Annotated in this window: 14 protein-coding genes and 3 tRNA genes; 1 reads left to right on the top strand and 16 read right to left on the bottom strand. The window is 55.5% G+C overall.

Features of this window, described 5'->3' with window-relative positions; translation table 11 throughout:
- Nucleotides 1-12: 12 nt before the first annotated feature.
- Nucleotides 13-1,074 (bottom strand): quinolinate synthase NadA, encoded by a 1,062-nt coding sequence (gene nadA / locus AC6I8C_RS05435; protein WP_497821821.1) that lies wholly within the window; start codon nt 1,072-1,074, stop codon nt 13-15.
- A 126-nt stretch (nt 1,075-1,200) separates the two neighbouring features.
- Nucleotides 1,201-1,734, bottom strand: a complete 534-nt coding sequence (locus tag AC6I8C_RS05430) for a methylated-DNA--[protein]-cysteine S-methyltransferase (RefSeq protein WP_497821820.1) — start codon at nt 1,732-1,734, stop codon at nt 1,201-1,203.
- Between the two features lie 158 nt (nt 1,735-1,892).
- Here AC6I8C_RS05430 and AC6I8C_RS05425 point away from each other — a divergent pair, with 158 nt between their 5' ends.
- Complete coding sequence (locus tag AC6I8C_RS05425; RefSeq protein WP_497821819.1) at nt 1,893-3,368, top strand: AlkA N-terminal domain-containing protein; 1,476 nt, start codon at nt 1,893-1,895, stop codon at nt 3,366-3,368.
- A gap of 485 nt (nt 3,369-3,853) precedes the next feature.
- Here the strand turns inward: AC6I8C_RS05425 and AC6I8C_RS05420 are convergent.
- From AC6I8C_RS05420 to cydA, 14 genes are all read right to left on the bottom strand, one after another.
- Nucleotides 3,854-3,929: transfer RNA gene (locus AC6I8C_RS05420), tRNA-Lys, on the bottom strand.
- Between the two features lie 46 nt (nt 3,930-3,975).
- Nucleotides 3,976-4,051 (bottom strand) — tRNA-Lys (locus AC6I8C_RS05415).
- A gap of 69 nt (nt 4,052-4,120) precedes the next feature.
- Nucleotides 4,121-4,196 (bottom strand) — tRNA-Lys (locus AC6I8C_RS05410).
- A 164-nt stretch (nt 4,197-4,360) separates the two neighbouring features.
- Complete coding sequence (gene cpoB, locus AC6I8C_RS05405; protein ID WP_497821818.1) at nt 4,361-5,158, bottom strand: cell division protein CpoB; 798 nt, start codon at nt 5,156-5,158, stop codon at nt 4,361-4,363.
- A gap of 9 nt (nt 5,159-5,167) precedes the next feature.
- Nucleotides 5,168-5,695, bottom strand: a complete 528-nt coding sequence (gene pal, locus AC6I8C_RS05400; RefSeq protein WP_003853135.1) for a peptidoglycan-associated lipoprotein Pal — start codon at nt 5,693-5,695, stop codon at nt 5,168-5,170.
- 51 nt (nt 5,696-5,746) lie between these two features.
- A complete protein-coding gene (tolB, locus tag AC6I8C_RS05395) occupies nt 5,747-7,042 on the bottom strand; it encodes a Tol-Pal system beta propeller repeat protein TolB (protein ID WP_110331519.1) in 1,296 nt (431 codons plus the stop codon).
- Between the two features lie 115 nt (nt 7,043-7,157).
- The gene (tolA, locus tag AC6I8C_RS05390) at nt 7,158-8,459 is read right to left on the bottom strand and encodes a cell envelope integrity protein TolA (protein WP_497821817.1); all 1,302 of its coding nucleotides are present in this window, start codon (nt 8,457-8,459) and stop codon (nt 7,158-7,160) included.
- 27 nt (nt 8,460-8,486) lie between these two features.
- Nucleotides 8,487-8,915 (bottom strand): colicin uptake protein TolR, encoded by a 429-nt coding sequence (gene tolR / locus AC6I8C_RS05385; RefSeq protein ID WP_013357153.1) that lies wholly within the window; start codon nt 8,913-8,915, stop codon nt 8,487-8,489.
- A gap of 13 nt (nt 8,916-8,928) precedes the next feature.
- Complete coding sequence (tolQ, locus tag AC6I8C_RS05380) at nt 8,929-9,615, bottom strand: Tol-Pal system protein TolQ (RefSeq protein WP_003853142.1); 687 nt, start codon at nt 9,613-9,615, stop codon at nt 8,929-8,931.
- The gene (ybgC, locus tag AC6I8C_RS05375; protein ID WP_010260759.1) at nt 9,612-10,016 is read right to left on the bottom strand and encodes a tol-pal system-associated acyl-CoA thioesterase; all 405 of its coding nucleotides are present in this window, start codon (nt 10,014-10,016) and stop codon (nt 9,612-9,614) included. The genes tolQ and ybgC overlap by 4 nt, the downstream gene beginning before the upstream one ends.
- Before the next feature lie 177 nt (nt 10,017-10,193).
- On the bottom strand, nt 10,194-10,487 hold the full coding sequence (gene ybgE, locus AC6I8C_RS05370) for a cyd operon protein YbgE (RefSeq protein WP_497821816.1): 294 nt from the start codon (nt 10,485-10,487) through the stop codon (nt 10,194-10,196).
- Entirely contained in the window at nt 10,487-10,591 is a 105-nt protein-coding gene (gene cydX / locus AC6I8C_RS05365) for a cytochrome bd-I oxidase subunit CydX (RefSeq protein ID WP_013357150.1), read from the bottom strand. The genes ybgE and cydX overlap by 1 nt, the downstream gene beginning before the upstream one ends.
- A gap of 15 nt (nt 10,592-10,606) precedes the next feature.
- On the bottom strand, nt 10,607-11,746 hold the full coding sequence (gene cydB / locus AC6I8C_RS05360) for a cytochrome d ubiquinol oxidase subunit II (protein ID WP_497821815.1): 1,140 nt from the start codon (nt 11,744-11,746) through the stop codon (nt 10,607-10,609).
- A gap of 11 nt (nt 11,747-11,757) precedes the next feature.
- A complete protein-coding gene (cydA, locus tag AC6I8C_RS05355) occupies nt 11,758-13,329 on the bottom strand; it encodes a cytochrome ubiquinol oxidase subunit I (protein WP_061061929.1) in 1,572 nt (523 codons plus the stop codon).
- Nucleotides 13,330-13,903: the final 574 nt, after the last annotated feature.

Genomic DNA, 13,903 nt, shown 5'->3' with positions numbered 1-13,903 from the left:
GTCCGGGAACGCTTAGGCGTTGCCCTTCACGTTGAGTTTAAGTTCCGCTGCAAAGGATAGCATGCGATTTAGCGGCAGTAACGCCGCCTCTCGCAGCGTCTCATCCACCTGAACCTCATGTTCCGCGCCGCCCGTCTCCAGCGCCTCTGCGATGGCTTTAAGGCCGTTCATCGCCATCCACGGACAGTGTGCACAGCTGCGGCAGGTTGCGCCCTCGCCGGCAGTCGGCGCTTCCAGCAGCTCTTTATCCGGCACCATTTGCTGCATTTTGTAGAAGATGCCACGATCGGTCGCCACAATCATCTGCGGATGCGGCAGGGATTTCGCCGCCTGAATCAGCTGGCTGGTCGAGCCGACCGCGTCCGCCAGATCGACAATCGCCTGTGGCGACTCCGGGTGCACCAGCACTGCCGCGTCGGGATAGAGCGCTTTCATACGCTGCAGCGCCTGGGTTTTAAACTCGTCATGCACAATGCAGGCGCCCTGCCAGCACAGCACGTCCGCGCCCGACTTCTGAGTGACGTAGCGGCCCAGGTGACGATCCGGCGCCCAGATAATCTTTTCGCCCAGGCTGTCGAGATGCTCAATCAGCTCAACCGCAATGCTGGAGGTCACTACCCAGTCGGCCCGCGCTTTGACCGCCGCTGAGGTGTTGGCATAGACCACGACGGTGCGATCGGGATGGGCATCACAGAAGGCGTTAAACTCTTCAATCGGGCAGCCGAGATCCAGTGAGCACTCCGCCTGCAGCGTCGGCATCAGCACGCTTTTCTCCGGGCTGAGGATTTTGGCGGTTTCGCCCATAAAGCGCACGCCTGCTACCAGCAGCGTGGTCGCCGGGTGATTACTGCCAAAGCGCGCCATCTCCAGCGAGTCGGAGACGCAGCCGCCGGTCTCTTCCGCCAGCGCCTGGATTTCCGGATCGGTGTAGTAGTGCGCCACCATCACCGCGTTACGCGCCTTCAGCAGCGCTTTGATTTTCTCACGGTAAAACGCCTTCTCGTCGTCACTCAGACGAGCAGGTTTAGGCGGAAAAGGGTAAACGGCGCTTTCAGGATCGAACATCACACTCATGACACAGCTCTCGTTTTATCTAATTAACGAAAATCGCCAGTAAAGGCGAATAATGGCGTTCAATCCGCCATCGTGTTTTATATGCTAAACACGATAGCGGAAAAGCCAGACTGTGTCGTGGGATTTTTAGTCCGCCTGTATCACTAACTGGACCGGCTCTGAAGCTGCTTTGTCGATAAGCGACTGCGGCGCTTCCAGCGCCAGCAGGAAGGCTTTGATATCCAGCCCGCCTGCAAAGCCGGTCAGCTTGCCGTTAGCGCCAATCACGCGGTGGCATGGCGCAACAATGGAGAGTGGATTACGGCCATTGGCCGCGCCAACCGCCCGTACTGCCTGCGGATGACCGATCTCTCTGGCAATCTGACTGTAGCTGCGCGTTTCACCAAATGGAATCGCCACCAGCGCCTGCCAGACTTTTTTCTGAAAGTCGGTGCCGACCATGTCGAGCGGCAGCTCAAAGCAGCGACGCTCACCGGTAAAGTATTCGCTGAGCTGACGCTCAGTTTCGATCAGAATGGGATGATCGTCATTGCGCGTCTGCGGCAAAAATCGGGTGCGCTTCGGATCGTCGTTTTCCCACAAGATGCCCGCCAGGCCACTGTCACTGGCGACCAGTTTCAGCTCGCCCACCGGGGTAACTATCGGTTTGAAGTAGTACATGGTGATTCTCCCGTCACGGTTCCGTCATCCAGTATCGCACTTTTTTTCCCCCTGACTGGCTGTTTCCGGTCATGGCGTTAAACTGTTTTGCTGTCCGAAAACAGCCAGTCTGACGGATCCAGCCGGTATAGGCTGTCCCTATTTGCCGGAGAAATGCCATGCTCGATCCCGAAATTGCCTATCAGGCGCTGACCTCTCGTGATACCCGCTTTGACGGCGTCTTCTTTGTGGGCGTGACGTCAACCGGTATCTATTGCCGTCCGGTCTGCCCGGTCAAGGCACCCATGCAGAAGAACTGCCTTTTCTTCAGCAGCGCCGAGGCGGCGGAAAAAGCGCGCTTTCGTCCCTGCCTGCGCTGCCGGCCAGAACTGGCACCCGGCAATGCGCCGGTTGATCAGCCGCACCGCGTCGCAGAGCGGCTGATTCAGCGCATTGAGGAAGGCATGCTGGAGGAGCGCGAAGGCCTGGAAGCGATTGCTGCGGAATTCGGCCTCAGCCTGCGTCAGCTGCGCCGTATCGTGCAGCATGAACTCGGCGTTTCGCCGCTGGAGCTGAAGCAGACGCGGCGAATGCTGCTGGCAAAACAGCTTCTGACAGAAACACAGTTGCCTGTCACAGAGGTCGCCTACGCCAGCGGTTTCAGCAGCCTGCGCCGGTTTAATGATGTGTTCCAGGCGCGCTACCGCATGACGCCGAGCGCGCTGCGCCGGGATGATACCGGCACGAAGCGGGCGCAGCCCGGCGACCGCGTGACGCTGCGGCTGACCTACCGCCCCCCCTATGACTGGGCGGCGATGCTCTGGTTTTTGCAGACGCACCTGATGAAGGAGGTCGAAGCGGTGGAAGATGGCAGCTGGCGGCGCACCGTGGCGCTGGGTCGCTGCCGGGGCTGGGTCAGCGTTTCTCATCTGCCGCAGAAGAACGCATTGCAGGTGACGCTCTCAACGTCCCTGACGCCGGTGCTGCCTCTGCTGCTGCGTCGTCTGCGTGACCTGTTCGATCTCGATGCGCAGCCACAGCGTATCGCCGCCTGCCTGGCCCAGGATCCGCTGCTGGCGACTAGCCTGATCGCACATCCCGGTTTGCGCGTGCCCGGCGCATTCGACGCCTTTGAGCTGGGCGTGCGCGCCATTATTGGCCAGCAGGTAACTGTCAAAGCGGCCACCACGGTCAGCAGCCGTTTTGCCGCCGCCTTTGGTGAGCCCTGCGAGACGCCTTTTGCCGATCTCACCCGTTATACCGCGCTTCCTGAACGCATCGCCGGACTGACGGTGGACGATGTCGCACCGATGGGCATTGTCAGCGCCGCGCGCTCCCGCGCCATCATTGCTTTTGCCAGCGCCTGCGCCAGCGGCGACCTGCGTCTCAGCGCCGCTCAGCAGCCTGACGAGGTGATAAAAAAGCTGGTCAGCCTGCCGGGCATTGGTCCCTGGACGGCGCACTATATCGCGATGCGCGCCCTGCGCTGGCCGGATGCCTTTCCCAAGGAAGATATTGCCATCCGTAATAACCTGGGCGGCATGTCATCGAAAGAAGCGGAAGCGCGTTCGCAATCCTGGCGTCCCTGGCGCAGCTATGCGGTGATGCATATCTGGGAAAGCCTGGCAGTGGCGAAGATAAAGAAAAAGGCGTGACGGCGGGTGTGGGGATTCAGGTTGGCACCTTGCCCCGCATAGTGGATATCGCAGTAATGATGAAAGCGACGTAAGACTCGTTCAAACCGCTGAAAAAGCCAAACCACTTTAAATCTTCCCGCAACGCAGAAAGCAAAACGAGCAGTGAACAGGGTTATCGCCAGTAGCGCTTTTAGATGGCCGAGAAAGCTAAATCAGCTTTAATCCTCCAGCAACAAATAAGCCCGACGCGCAGGGAACACGGTCAGAGGAGGAAAGCGTCCCGCGCCAGGACGGCGCGGGCCGAGCACGTCATGGATGACGGCTTTTGCGTCTTTCCGATCTGACCGTGTTCTCTGCGCAGGCTCGATCTCTCAGCAATCCCGAACAGACTTCACTGACAATCTCAAACTTGTGAGACGTTTTGTACTTATTCTGTCGAACCCGCACGATAAAGGCCGTGCCCTGAAAACGAAAAAAGCGCCCAAAGGGCGCTTCATTCTAATTGGTGGGTCGTGCAGGATTCGAACCTGCGACCAATTGATTAAAAGTCAACTGCTCTACCAACTGAGCTAACGACCCGCTGGGGGCTTACAACCGTTCAGCGCGCCAGGCGGCTGAGATAAGATGGTGGGTCGTGCAGGATTCGAACCTGCGACCAATTGATTAAAAGTCAACTGCTCTACCAACTGAGCTAACGACCCATCTTAGGTTGTGAAGCAATGCTGAAGTGTTCTTCTTAAAACTGCGCGGTAAAGCGCGTCTGAAGGAGATGGTGGGTCGTGCAGGATTCGAACCTGCGACCAATTGATTAAAAGTCAACTGCTCTACCAACTGAGCTAACGACCCATCTTCAGGCTGACCAGACACTTTGCAATGTGTCCCGGCAACGGCGGCATATATTACTGATTTAGCGGGGTAGCGCAACTCTTATTTCTGCTAAATGCTTCAGTTGCTTACCTTTCATACGGCAAGACCAGAAATCACACGATATCTGGTCTGAACCGGACAAATTACAGGCTTGCCAGACGTTTCTGCGCCTGTTTAGCAGATTCGGTGTCTGGATAAAGTTTGATCACCTGCTGGAAGACCGCTTTGGCTTTCGCCGTGTCTTTCTTCTCCTGCATGATGACACCCACTTTCAGCAACGCTTCTGCAGCTTTCGGCGACTTCGGATAGTTCTTCACCACCGTAGCGTAATAATACGCCGCGTCGTCCTTTTTGCCTTTGTTGTAGTTCAGCTGACCCAGCCAGTAATTCGCATTCGGCTGATAGGTCGAATCAGGGTAACGTTTTACCCACGCCTGAAGCGCGCTGATCGCCTGGTCATACTGTTTCTTCTCCAGAATCAACGCCACAGCCGCATTGTAATCGCTGTTAGCGTCACCGGTCTGCGCAGGTGCGCTCTCCGTGGATGCTGCCGCGCCTGCGGTGGCTGCTGCGCCGGTATCTGCTGCGGCATCGCTGCCGGCGGCTGCCTGTTGCCCGCCGCTGCTGCTGGCGCTGCTCAGGCTGTCAATCTGCTGGTAAAGCTGCTTCTGCCGCTCAACCACCTGATTCAACTGATACGAGTTTTGCTGGATTTGCCCACGCAGCGCATCGATATCACGCTGGTTATCGCTCATCTGCTGCTGCAGTTGCTGCATCAGCTGTGCCTGGGCATTAGAGATTCGTTCAAGAGTGGTGACACGGTCTTCGACCGAGCCGGAGCCAACGCTACTGATTGACGCTTGGGCATTAGCGGCCCAGGGGGCCGCTACGCCAATCAGTAACGACAGACTCAACAGATGACGTCTGAAGTTACTAACCATGTGATTCTCTTAGTAGACCAGTACGGCACGACGGTTTTTAGAATACGCTGCTTCGTCATGACCCAGAACGGCTGGCTTCTCTTTACCGTAAGAAACGATAGACATCTGATCAGCCGACACGCCTTTACCCTGCAGGTACATTTTAACGGCGTTAGCACGACGTTCGCCCAGGGCGATGTTGTATTCCGGCGTACCGCGCTCATCCGCGTGACCTTCGATGGTCACTTTGTATGATGGGTTGCTGCGCAGGAAGGTCGCGTGCTGATCCAGCATCTGTGCGTAATCAGACTGAACGTCATACTTGTCCAGGCCGAAGTACACGATGTTGTTCTGCTGCAGCTGCTGCATCTGCAGACGAGCCTGCTCGTCAGAAGACATGTTGCCGCCGTTACCGTTCATGCCAGAGTTTGCACCGTAAGCGCCATCAGCGCCCATGCCAGTCTGGTCATTGTTGTTGTTTTTGTGTGAGCTACAAGCCGCTACTGCCAGAACCGGCAGAGCCAGCATCAAACCCTTCAGCACTTTGTTCAGTTGCATTTCAAAAATCCCATTATTGTTTATTGTTTGCGATGTCTGAACTGTCAGACATTACAGATACGGCGACCAGGCAGGAAATTTGACCTGTCCATCAGTTGCCGGAAGACGCGCTTTGAAACGACCGTCGGTTGAAACCAACTGCAGCACGGAACCCATCCCCTGAGTAGAGCTATAGATTACCATTGTGCCGTTTGGTGCCAGGCTCGGCGTTTCATCCAGGAACGTGTCCGTTAACGTTTGAACGGCTCCCGTTTCCAGATCCTGTTTGGCGACGTGTTGAGCGCCACCGCTGGTGCTAATCATCACCATAGATTTACCATCTGTTGCGACATCCGCATCCTGGTTCTGACCACCTTCCCAGGTAATACGCTGCGGCGTGCCGCCATTCAGACCGACTTTATAGATCTGAGGGGCTCCCGCCTGATCCGAGGTATAAGCCAGCGTCTGGCTGTCCGGGAACCAGGTCGGTTCAGTACTGTTATAGCGACCATCTGTCACCTGACGCGTCTGACCTGACGCCAGATCCATCACATAGAGGTTCAGGCTGCCGGTTTTAGAGAGCGCGAAAGCGAGCTTAGAGCCATCTGGCGAAAACGCCGGTGCACCGTTATGACGTGGATAAGAGGCGACCTGACGGATAGCACCGTTAGACAGCGTCTGAACCACCAGCGCAGATTTGCCGCTTTCAAAGGTCACGTAAGCAACTTTGCTGCCATCCGGAGACCAGGCTGGCGACATCAGTGGCTGTGGTGAACGATGTACCACGAACTGATTGTAACCATCGTAGTCAGCGACGCGCAGCTCATACGGGAACTGACCGCCGTTGGTCTGCACGACATAGGCGATGCGGGTACGGAAAGCACCTTTAATGCCGGTCAGCTTCTGGAAGGTTTCGTCACTGGCCGTGTGGGCAGCATAACGCAGCCACTGTTTAGTCACTTTATACGAGTTCTGTGCCAGTACGGTACCTGGCGCACCGCCGGTATCCACCAGCTGGTAAGAAACCTGATAGCTGCCATCCGGGTTAGAAGCGACCTGACCGACGACAACGGCATCAATGCCGAGCGCGCTCCAGGCGGCAGGCTGAACTTCCTGTGCACTGGCAGGCTGCTGTGGCAGACGCGAGCGGTCCAGTGGATTAAATTTGCCACTGTTACGCAGGTCAGCCGCTACGATGCCGCCGACATCTTCCGGCGCGGCACCCGCACCCGCCCATTTAAACGGCACCACGCCAATCGGGCGCGCAGTGTTGACACCCTGGGTGATCTCAATTCGAACTTCTGCATGCAGCACGGCTGCCCACAGCAGGATAAAAAAGCCTAACGTAACGCGAAGAGCTTGCTTCATTTTATCTCCCTTATCTGAACCTCAGTCCACGATAATTGGCACTGTTCCTGGAAACCACGAGTACAACTTAAGTACGGCAAGCTAAACATAGAACAACTTGCCGCCCGTTACTGCATTATTGCGGTTTAAAACGCATTGGGGCGTTTTTAAACACTTCGTAGACTGCCTGCGAAGGCGGCTTCGGAATACGTGCCTGTTTAGCGGCAGCAATCGCGGCCTGACAGAGCGCAGGATCGCCACCCTCTGACTTAACATCGATTAACAAGCCATCAGGCGCAAGTTTAATCCGCAAATCACAGGTTTTTCCGCGATACAGATCGGCATCGTAGAATCGGCTCTGAATCGCACTGACAACCTGCCCCATATAGGAGTTGATTTCCGCGCCTGATGCGCCCGCTTTCTTCTGGTTTCCCTGCCCTGCTGCGCCACCGGAAGTGCCGCTTTTCGGTGCATTTTTGCCGGAAGCGAGTCCACCCAGTAAATCATCGACATCGCTGTCATTGGCGGCATCCGCTGCGGCTTTCGCTTTCGCATCTGCTTTGGCCTTAGCAGCAGCATCCGCTTTTGCTTTGGCTGCCGCATCGGCTTTGGCTTTTGCCGCAGCATCGGCTTTCGCCTTCGCAGCCGCTTCTGCCTTCTCTTTAGCCGCTTCTTTAGCGGCCTCAGCTTTCTCTTTCGCTGCCTCGGCTGCTTTTTCTTTGGCTTCAGCGGCTTTCTCTTTCGCCTCTTCGGCCGCTTTAGCTTTTGCCTCCGCCGCCGCTTTCACTTTGGCTTCGGCTGCCGCTTTTGCATCCGCTTCAGACTTTGCTTTAGCTTCCGCAACAGCTTTCTCTTTTGCCGCGGCGGCCGCGGCGGCTTTCGCCTGCTGATCAGCCTGCTTCTTTGCGTCGGCTGCGGCCTGCTTCGCCTGCTCGGCGGCGGCTTTTGCCTGTGCATCCGCCTCGGCTTTTGCATCTGCTTTGGCTTTGGCTGCGGCCGCTTCCGCCGTTTTCTGTTGCTCCTGAACTTGTTTAGCGGCCTCTTCGGCGGCTTTCTGCTGCTCAGCCTGCTGTTTGGCCTCTTCTTTCGCCGTTTCCTGCGCGGCCAGACGCTCTTTTTCCAGCGCTTTCAGACGCTGCTGTTCAGCGGCCTGTTTCTGTTGCAGCTCTTCAGCCTGCTGCTGCGCCTGCTTTTTACGCTGCTGCTCCGCCCGCTGGCTGTCGCTCTGCTGGTTCTGCTGACGATTGTACTGGCTGACGACGGCACCGGGATCGACCATCACTGCATCAATATCACTGCCACCGCCACCCGCACTGCTGGGGTCAACGTGCTCATTAAACGAGCTCCAAATCAGCAGTGCGATCAGCACGATATGCAGAATCACCGAAATGATTATCGCGCGCTTTAACTTCTCGTTTTGCTCGGTTGCCTTCGACACACTCGGTTCCCAAAAAACGGTTCGATTTTAAATCGGCTGCGTCATCAAACCGACAGATTTAACACCCGCCTGATGCAGCAGGTTGAGCGCTTTAATAATTTCATCGTAAGGCACCTCTTTCGCGCCCCCGATCAAAAAGACCGTCTTAGGATTCGCTTCCAGTCGACGCTGCGCTTCGCTGATTACCTGCTCAGGCGGGAGTTGGTCCATGCGGTCGTGATCCACGACCAGGCTGTACTGCCCCACGCCCGCCACTTCAACAATTACCGGCGGATTATCATCGCTGGAAACCGTTTTAGAGTCGGTCGCATCAGGCAGATCCACTTCCACGCTCTGGGTAATAATGGGTGCCGTCGCCATGAAGATCAGCAACAGCACCAGCAGGACGTCCAGTAGCGGAACGATGTTGATTTCCGACTTCAGGTCGCGGCTTTTGCGACCACGTACTCTGGCCATCATTAACCTCTATTTACTTAGCGCTATCGCTGGAGAAAGCCTGGCGATGCAGGATGGCAGTGAACTCTTCCATAAAGTTGTCGTAGCCCTGCTCCAGTTTGTTCACGCGCTGGTTCAAACGGTTGTACGCCATAACCGCCGGAATCGCGGCAAACAGACCGATAGCGGTCGCAATCAGTGCTTCAGCGATACCCGGTGCCACCATCTGCAGCGTCGCCTGCTTCACCGCGCCGAGCGCGATAAAGGCGTGCATAATTCCCCAGACGGTACCGAACAGTCCGATGTAAGGACTGATAGAGCCGACGGTGCCGAGGAATGGAATGTGGTTTTCCAGTGCTTCCAGCTCGCGGTTCATTGAGATGCGCATAGCACGACTCGCCCCGTCAATGACCGCTTCCGGCGCATGATTATTGGCGCGATGCAGGCGGGCAAACTCTTTGAAGCCGGAATAGAAAATCTGCTCCGAGCCGCCCAGTTCTTCCCGGCGCTCCTGGCTCTCCTGATACAGGCGCGAAAGTTCGATGCCAGACCAGAATTTGTCTTCAAACGCCTCCGCTTCTCTTCCCGCCGCATTCAGAATACGTGTGCGCTGAATAATGATGGCCCAGGAGGCAATAGAAAAGCCGATCAAAATCAACATGATAAGTTTGACCAGAAGGCTCGCCTTCAGGAACAAATCAAGAATGTTCATGTCAGTCACTGCTTGAACTCCGCGACAATAGACTTGGGAAGCGCAATCGGCTTCATCAGATGTGGGTTAATGCAGGCAATCAGGACTTCTGCCTCATTGAGCACTTTGCCTTCAGTATTCACGATACGCTGCGTGAACGTCATGGTAGCCCGTGTCATTGATGTGACCTCACTCTGGATCTCCAGAAGGTCATCAAGACGCGCCGCCGCCAGATAGTCCACCGATATGCGCCGTACCACAAAAGCGATCTGCTGTTCTAACAGCGTCTGCTGATTGAAATGGTGCTGTCGCAACATTTCGGTACGTGCTCGTTCATAAAAAGCGATATAGCTGGCGTGATAAACCACACCACCGGCATCAGTATCTTCGTAGTAGACCCGAACCGGCCAGCGAAACAGCGTTGTACTCACTCTACATCCCAGCCTCGTTTTAAACGTTGCTACTATACGCAAGAGAATTGGGGTTGGGAATGGGTCGCCAGAGCCAGGCGAAAATAATTATCGCTCCGTAACAAACGGAACGATTTCAGAGAGATTTATTGACCAGATGCTGACAAATATTCACTAACAGCGCGGGTGAGGCGGGGATTAAAAGTAAAAACGGTAAAGCGCAATCACTAACACCAGCAGAGCCGGTAACGGCGTAAACAGCGCCTGCCATCGGGTTTTCCGTGGCCGGAAACCCACACCGTGAATTACGCCGCAGCAGACCGCCCAGATCAGTACCAGCCCCTGCAGAGCAGGAAGCTGGCCCGCCTGATTAGCAAAATGGGTCGGATCCCACATCACGCCGCCCGCCGTCAGCAGCGCCAGCAGCAGTGAAAGGGCCCGTAAGGGGCCCTTATCCATCAGATCATAGAGCATCCGAACTGGCGTGCGCATCAGTGAGTCTCATCCTGCGCTTCAACGTGTTCAATCGCCAGCGCGGTCACGATACCAAAGGCACAGGCCAGCAACGTGCCGAGAATCCAGGCAAAATACCACATGCGACATCTCCTTTATTAATAGAGTGAGTGACTGTTGCTTTCAATCTGCTCTTTGGTAATACGGCCAAACATCTTCCAGTAACACCAGGTGGTGTAAATCAGAATGATTGGGACAAAGATAGCGGCGGCCACGGTCATGGTTTGCAGCGTCAGCAGACTGGACGTTGCGTCCCACATGGTCAGGCTGGTCCCCGGTACGGTGCTGGATGGCATGATGAACGGAAACATTGCAATGCCAGCGGTCATGATGACGCAGGCCAGTGTCAGTGATGAGAACAGAAACGCCCAGGCGCCCTTCTCAACCCGCGAGCAAAGTACGGTCAGCAGCGGCAGCACCGAACCAAGCAGCGGGAACAGCCACAGTACAGGATGGTTCTGGAAGTTGACCATCCAGGCACCCGCTTCGCGCACGACAGTTTTTCCCAGTGGGTTCGAGGCGGCGAAGTGATCCATTGTGCTGGTCACCACATAGCCATCAATACCGTATTTCACCCAGACACCCTCCAGGATGAAGCAGACCATCATCACCAGCGCGGCAAGTTGTGCAGCGGTACGCGAACGCAGATGCAGTTCGCCAGTGGTGCGCATCTGCAGGTAGGTTGCGCCCTGTGCCAGAATCATCGCCACACTGACCACACCCGCCAGCAGGCCAAACGGATTCAGCAGCTGGAAGAAGTTGCCGGTATAGAACAGGCGCAGATACGCATCGGCATGGAACGGCACGCCCTGCAACAGGTTGCCAAAGGCCACGCCAATCACTAGCGGTGGCACGAAGCTGCCAATGAAAATGCCCCAGTCCCAGGCACCGCGCCAGCGGTTATCTTCAATCTTCGAGCGGTAATCGAAACCAACCGGACGGAAGAAGAGTGATGCGAGCACCAGAATCATCGCCACATAGAAGCCGGAGAAGGCCGCCGCGTAGACCATCGGCCAGGCGGCAAACAGTGCGCCACCCGCGGTGATCAGCCAGACCTGGTTACCGTCCCAGTGCGGGGCGATACTGTTAATCATGATGCGACGTTCAGTATCGGTGCGGCCCAGAATACGTGTCAGCATCCCGACGCCCATATCAAAACCATCTGCGACAGCAAAGCCAATCAGCAGCACGCCAATCAGCAGCCACCAGACAAAGCGCAGAACTTCATAATCAAACATGGTCGCTCTCCTTATCCCTGAACCGGCTGAGTGGTTGCCGTAATCTGCTCATGATGATAACGCCCGGTTTTCAGGCTGCTCGGCCCAAGGCGGGCGAATTTGAACATCAGGTACATCTCTGCCACCAGGAACAGCGTGTAGAGTCCGCAGATCAGGATCATCGAGAACAACAGATCGCCAACAGTCAGCGAGGAGTTGGCCACAGCGGTCGGCAGGATTTCACCGATAGCCCAGGGCTGACGACCATACTCGGCTACGAACCAGCCTGACTCGACGGCAATCCAGGGTAACGGAATACCAAACAGCGCCGCTTTCAGTAACCAGCGATTTTTGCCCACGCGATTGCGTATTACGCTCCAGAAAGAGAGCGTGATAATGCCCAGCAGCAGTACGCCACACAGCACCATGATGCGGAATGCGAAATAGAGCGGCGCTACGCGCGGGATAGAGTCCTGCGTCGCCTGTTTGATCTGCGCTTCGGTCGCATCCGCCACATTGTCGGTATAGCGCTTCAGCAGCAGACCATAACCGAGATCCTGCTTGTGGCTGTTGAACGCGTCACGTACTGCGGGATCCTGACTGCCGCTGCGCAGTTCATTCAGCAACGTGTAGGCTTTCATGCCGTTGCGGATGCGCACTTCATGCTGAGCCATCAGATCTTTCAGGCCGGTGACCGGCTTATCGATGGATCGCGTCGCGATCAGGCCCAGCAGCCACGGGATCTGCACGGCATACCGGTTCTCCTGCGTTGCCTGATCGGGCAGGCCAAACAGCGTAAATGAGGCTGGTGCCGGCTGGGTTTCCCACTCCGCTTCGATAGCGGCCAGCTTGGTTTTCTGCACGTCGCCCATTTCATAGCCGGACTCATCGCCCAGCAGAATCACGGAGAGGACCGCCGCCATACCAAAGCTGGCCGCAATAGCGAACGAGCGTTTAGCAAAAGCAAGGTCACGCCCTTTCAGCATGTACCACGCGCTGATCCCCAGAATAAACATCGCGCCGGTGGTGTAACCGGCCGCAACGGTGTGAACGAATTTCACCTGCGCCACCGGGTTCAATACCAGCTCTGAGAAGCTGACCATCTCCATGCGCATGGTTTCGAAGTTGAATTCAGAGGCGATGGGATTCTGCATCCAGCCGTTAGCAACCAGAATCCACAGCGCGGACATGTTCGAGCCCAGCGCCACCAGCCAGGTCACCGCCATGTGCTGCACTTTACCCAGCCGATCCCAGCCAAAAAAGAACAGGCCGACAAAGGTCGATTCCAGGAAGAACGCCATCAGACCTTCAATGGCGAGCGGCGCGCCGAAGATATCGCCGACGTAGTGAGAGTAATATGACCAGTTTGTTCCGAACTGAAATTCCATGGTCAGGCCGGTAGCGACACCCAGCGCAAAGTTAATACCAAATAACTTGCCCCAGAACTTCGTCATATCTTTATAAATTTGTTTACCGCTCAGGACATAGACCGTCTCCATGATCGCCAGCAAAAACGCCATACCCAGCGTTAAAGGGACGAACAGAAAATGGTACATCGCTGTTAAGGCAAACTGTAACCGCGACAGCTCGACGATATCTAACATAATGACTCCTTGCTCCTCGCTTTGTCTCCGTCACGCGCGCGATCAGAACGAACGTAATCAGAGTCAGGAACGACTGTTTATTGATTCCAGTTTTTTTATGACCAGCAGAACAGATTTGTGAGCTGCCCGAACAGGCGAGTAGCGAATAAAGCAGCTCTGAAAATTGTCAATCCGCGCTTTCATTAACGCGTGCTTTAACAGGAGGAAAGCGGGTGTCATCCCGGGTTGAGCAGACGTTTGAAAATTTGTGTAAAAGGCTGGATTGATGCAGCGCAATTTACGCTCTTAGCGTTGCGCTTTGCCAGCGATATAGTTGGATATAAATCGCGATTAATTGATCTGGATTAACGCAATAAGTTTCCAGATAAAGTCAGGTGGGTTTCTTGTTAAGAAAATGTCATTAATGAAATAAGGCGGGGAAAAATAGTTTACCTTTGCCACTTTTTATTAACGTAACTAATACCTGCGTGGTTATCTGACCACGCCATCTTCTCTTTACATGTCTGGGTGATATCTGTGCGTTACCGGCATAAAAAAAGCCACCCGGAGGTGGCTTAGTCTCAGATGACGACGA

The organism is Pantoea sp. X-Soil-YNGN-844 (assembly GCF_059730595.1).
Note: the sequence above shows the minus strand (reverse complement) of the source record. Positions and strands in the feature narration are given on the sequence as shown.

Excerpts from the sequence above, each read along its gene's own strand:
- nadA (WP_497821821.1), bottom strand. The coding sequence starts at position 1,074 with ATGAGTGTGATGTTCGATCCTGAAAGCGCCGTTTACCCTTTTCCGCCT.
- AC6I8C_RS05430 (WP_497821820.1), bottom strand. The coding sequence starts at position 1,734 with ATGTACTACTTCAAACCGATAGTTACCCCGGTGGGCGAGCTGAAACTG.
- AC6I8C_RS05425 (WP_497821819.1), top strand. The coding sequence starts at position 1,893 with ATGCTCGATCCCGAAATTGCCTATCAGGCGCTGACCTCTCGTGATACC.
- cpoB (WP_497821818.1), bottom strand. The coding sequence starts at position 5,158 with ATGGTTAGTAACTTCAGACGTCATCTGTTGAGTCTGTCGTTACTGATT.
- pal (WP_003853135.1), bottom strand. The coding sequence starts at position 5,695 with ATGCAACTGAACAAAGTGCTGAAGGGTTTGATGCTGGCTCTGCCGGTT.
- tolB (WP_110331519.1), bottom strand. The coding sequence starts at position 7,042 with ATGAAGCAAGCTCTTCGCGTTACGTTAGGCTTTTTTATCCTGCTGTGG.
- tolR (WP_013357153.1), bottom strand. The coding sequence starts at position 8,915 with ATGGCCAGAGTACGTGGTCGCAAAAGCCGCGACCTGAAGTCGGAAATC.
- ybgE (WP_497821816.1), bottom strand. The coding sequence starts at position 10,487 with ATGCGCACGCCAGTTCGGATGCTCTATGATCTGATGGATAAGGGCCCC.
- cydX (WP_013357150.1), bottom strand. The coding sequence starts at position 10,591 with ATGTGGTATTTTGCCTGGATTCTCGGCACGTTGCTGGCCTGTGCCTTT.
- cydB (WP_497821815.1), bottom strand. The coding sequence starts at position 11,746 with ATGTTTGATTATGAAGTTCTGCGCTTTGTCTGGTGGCTGCTGATTGGC.
- cydA (WP_061061929.1), bottom strand. The coding sequence starts at position 13,329 with ATGTTAGATATCGTCGAGCTGTCGCGGTTACAGTTTGCCTTAACAGCG.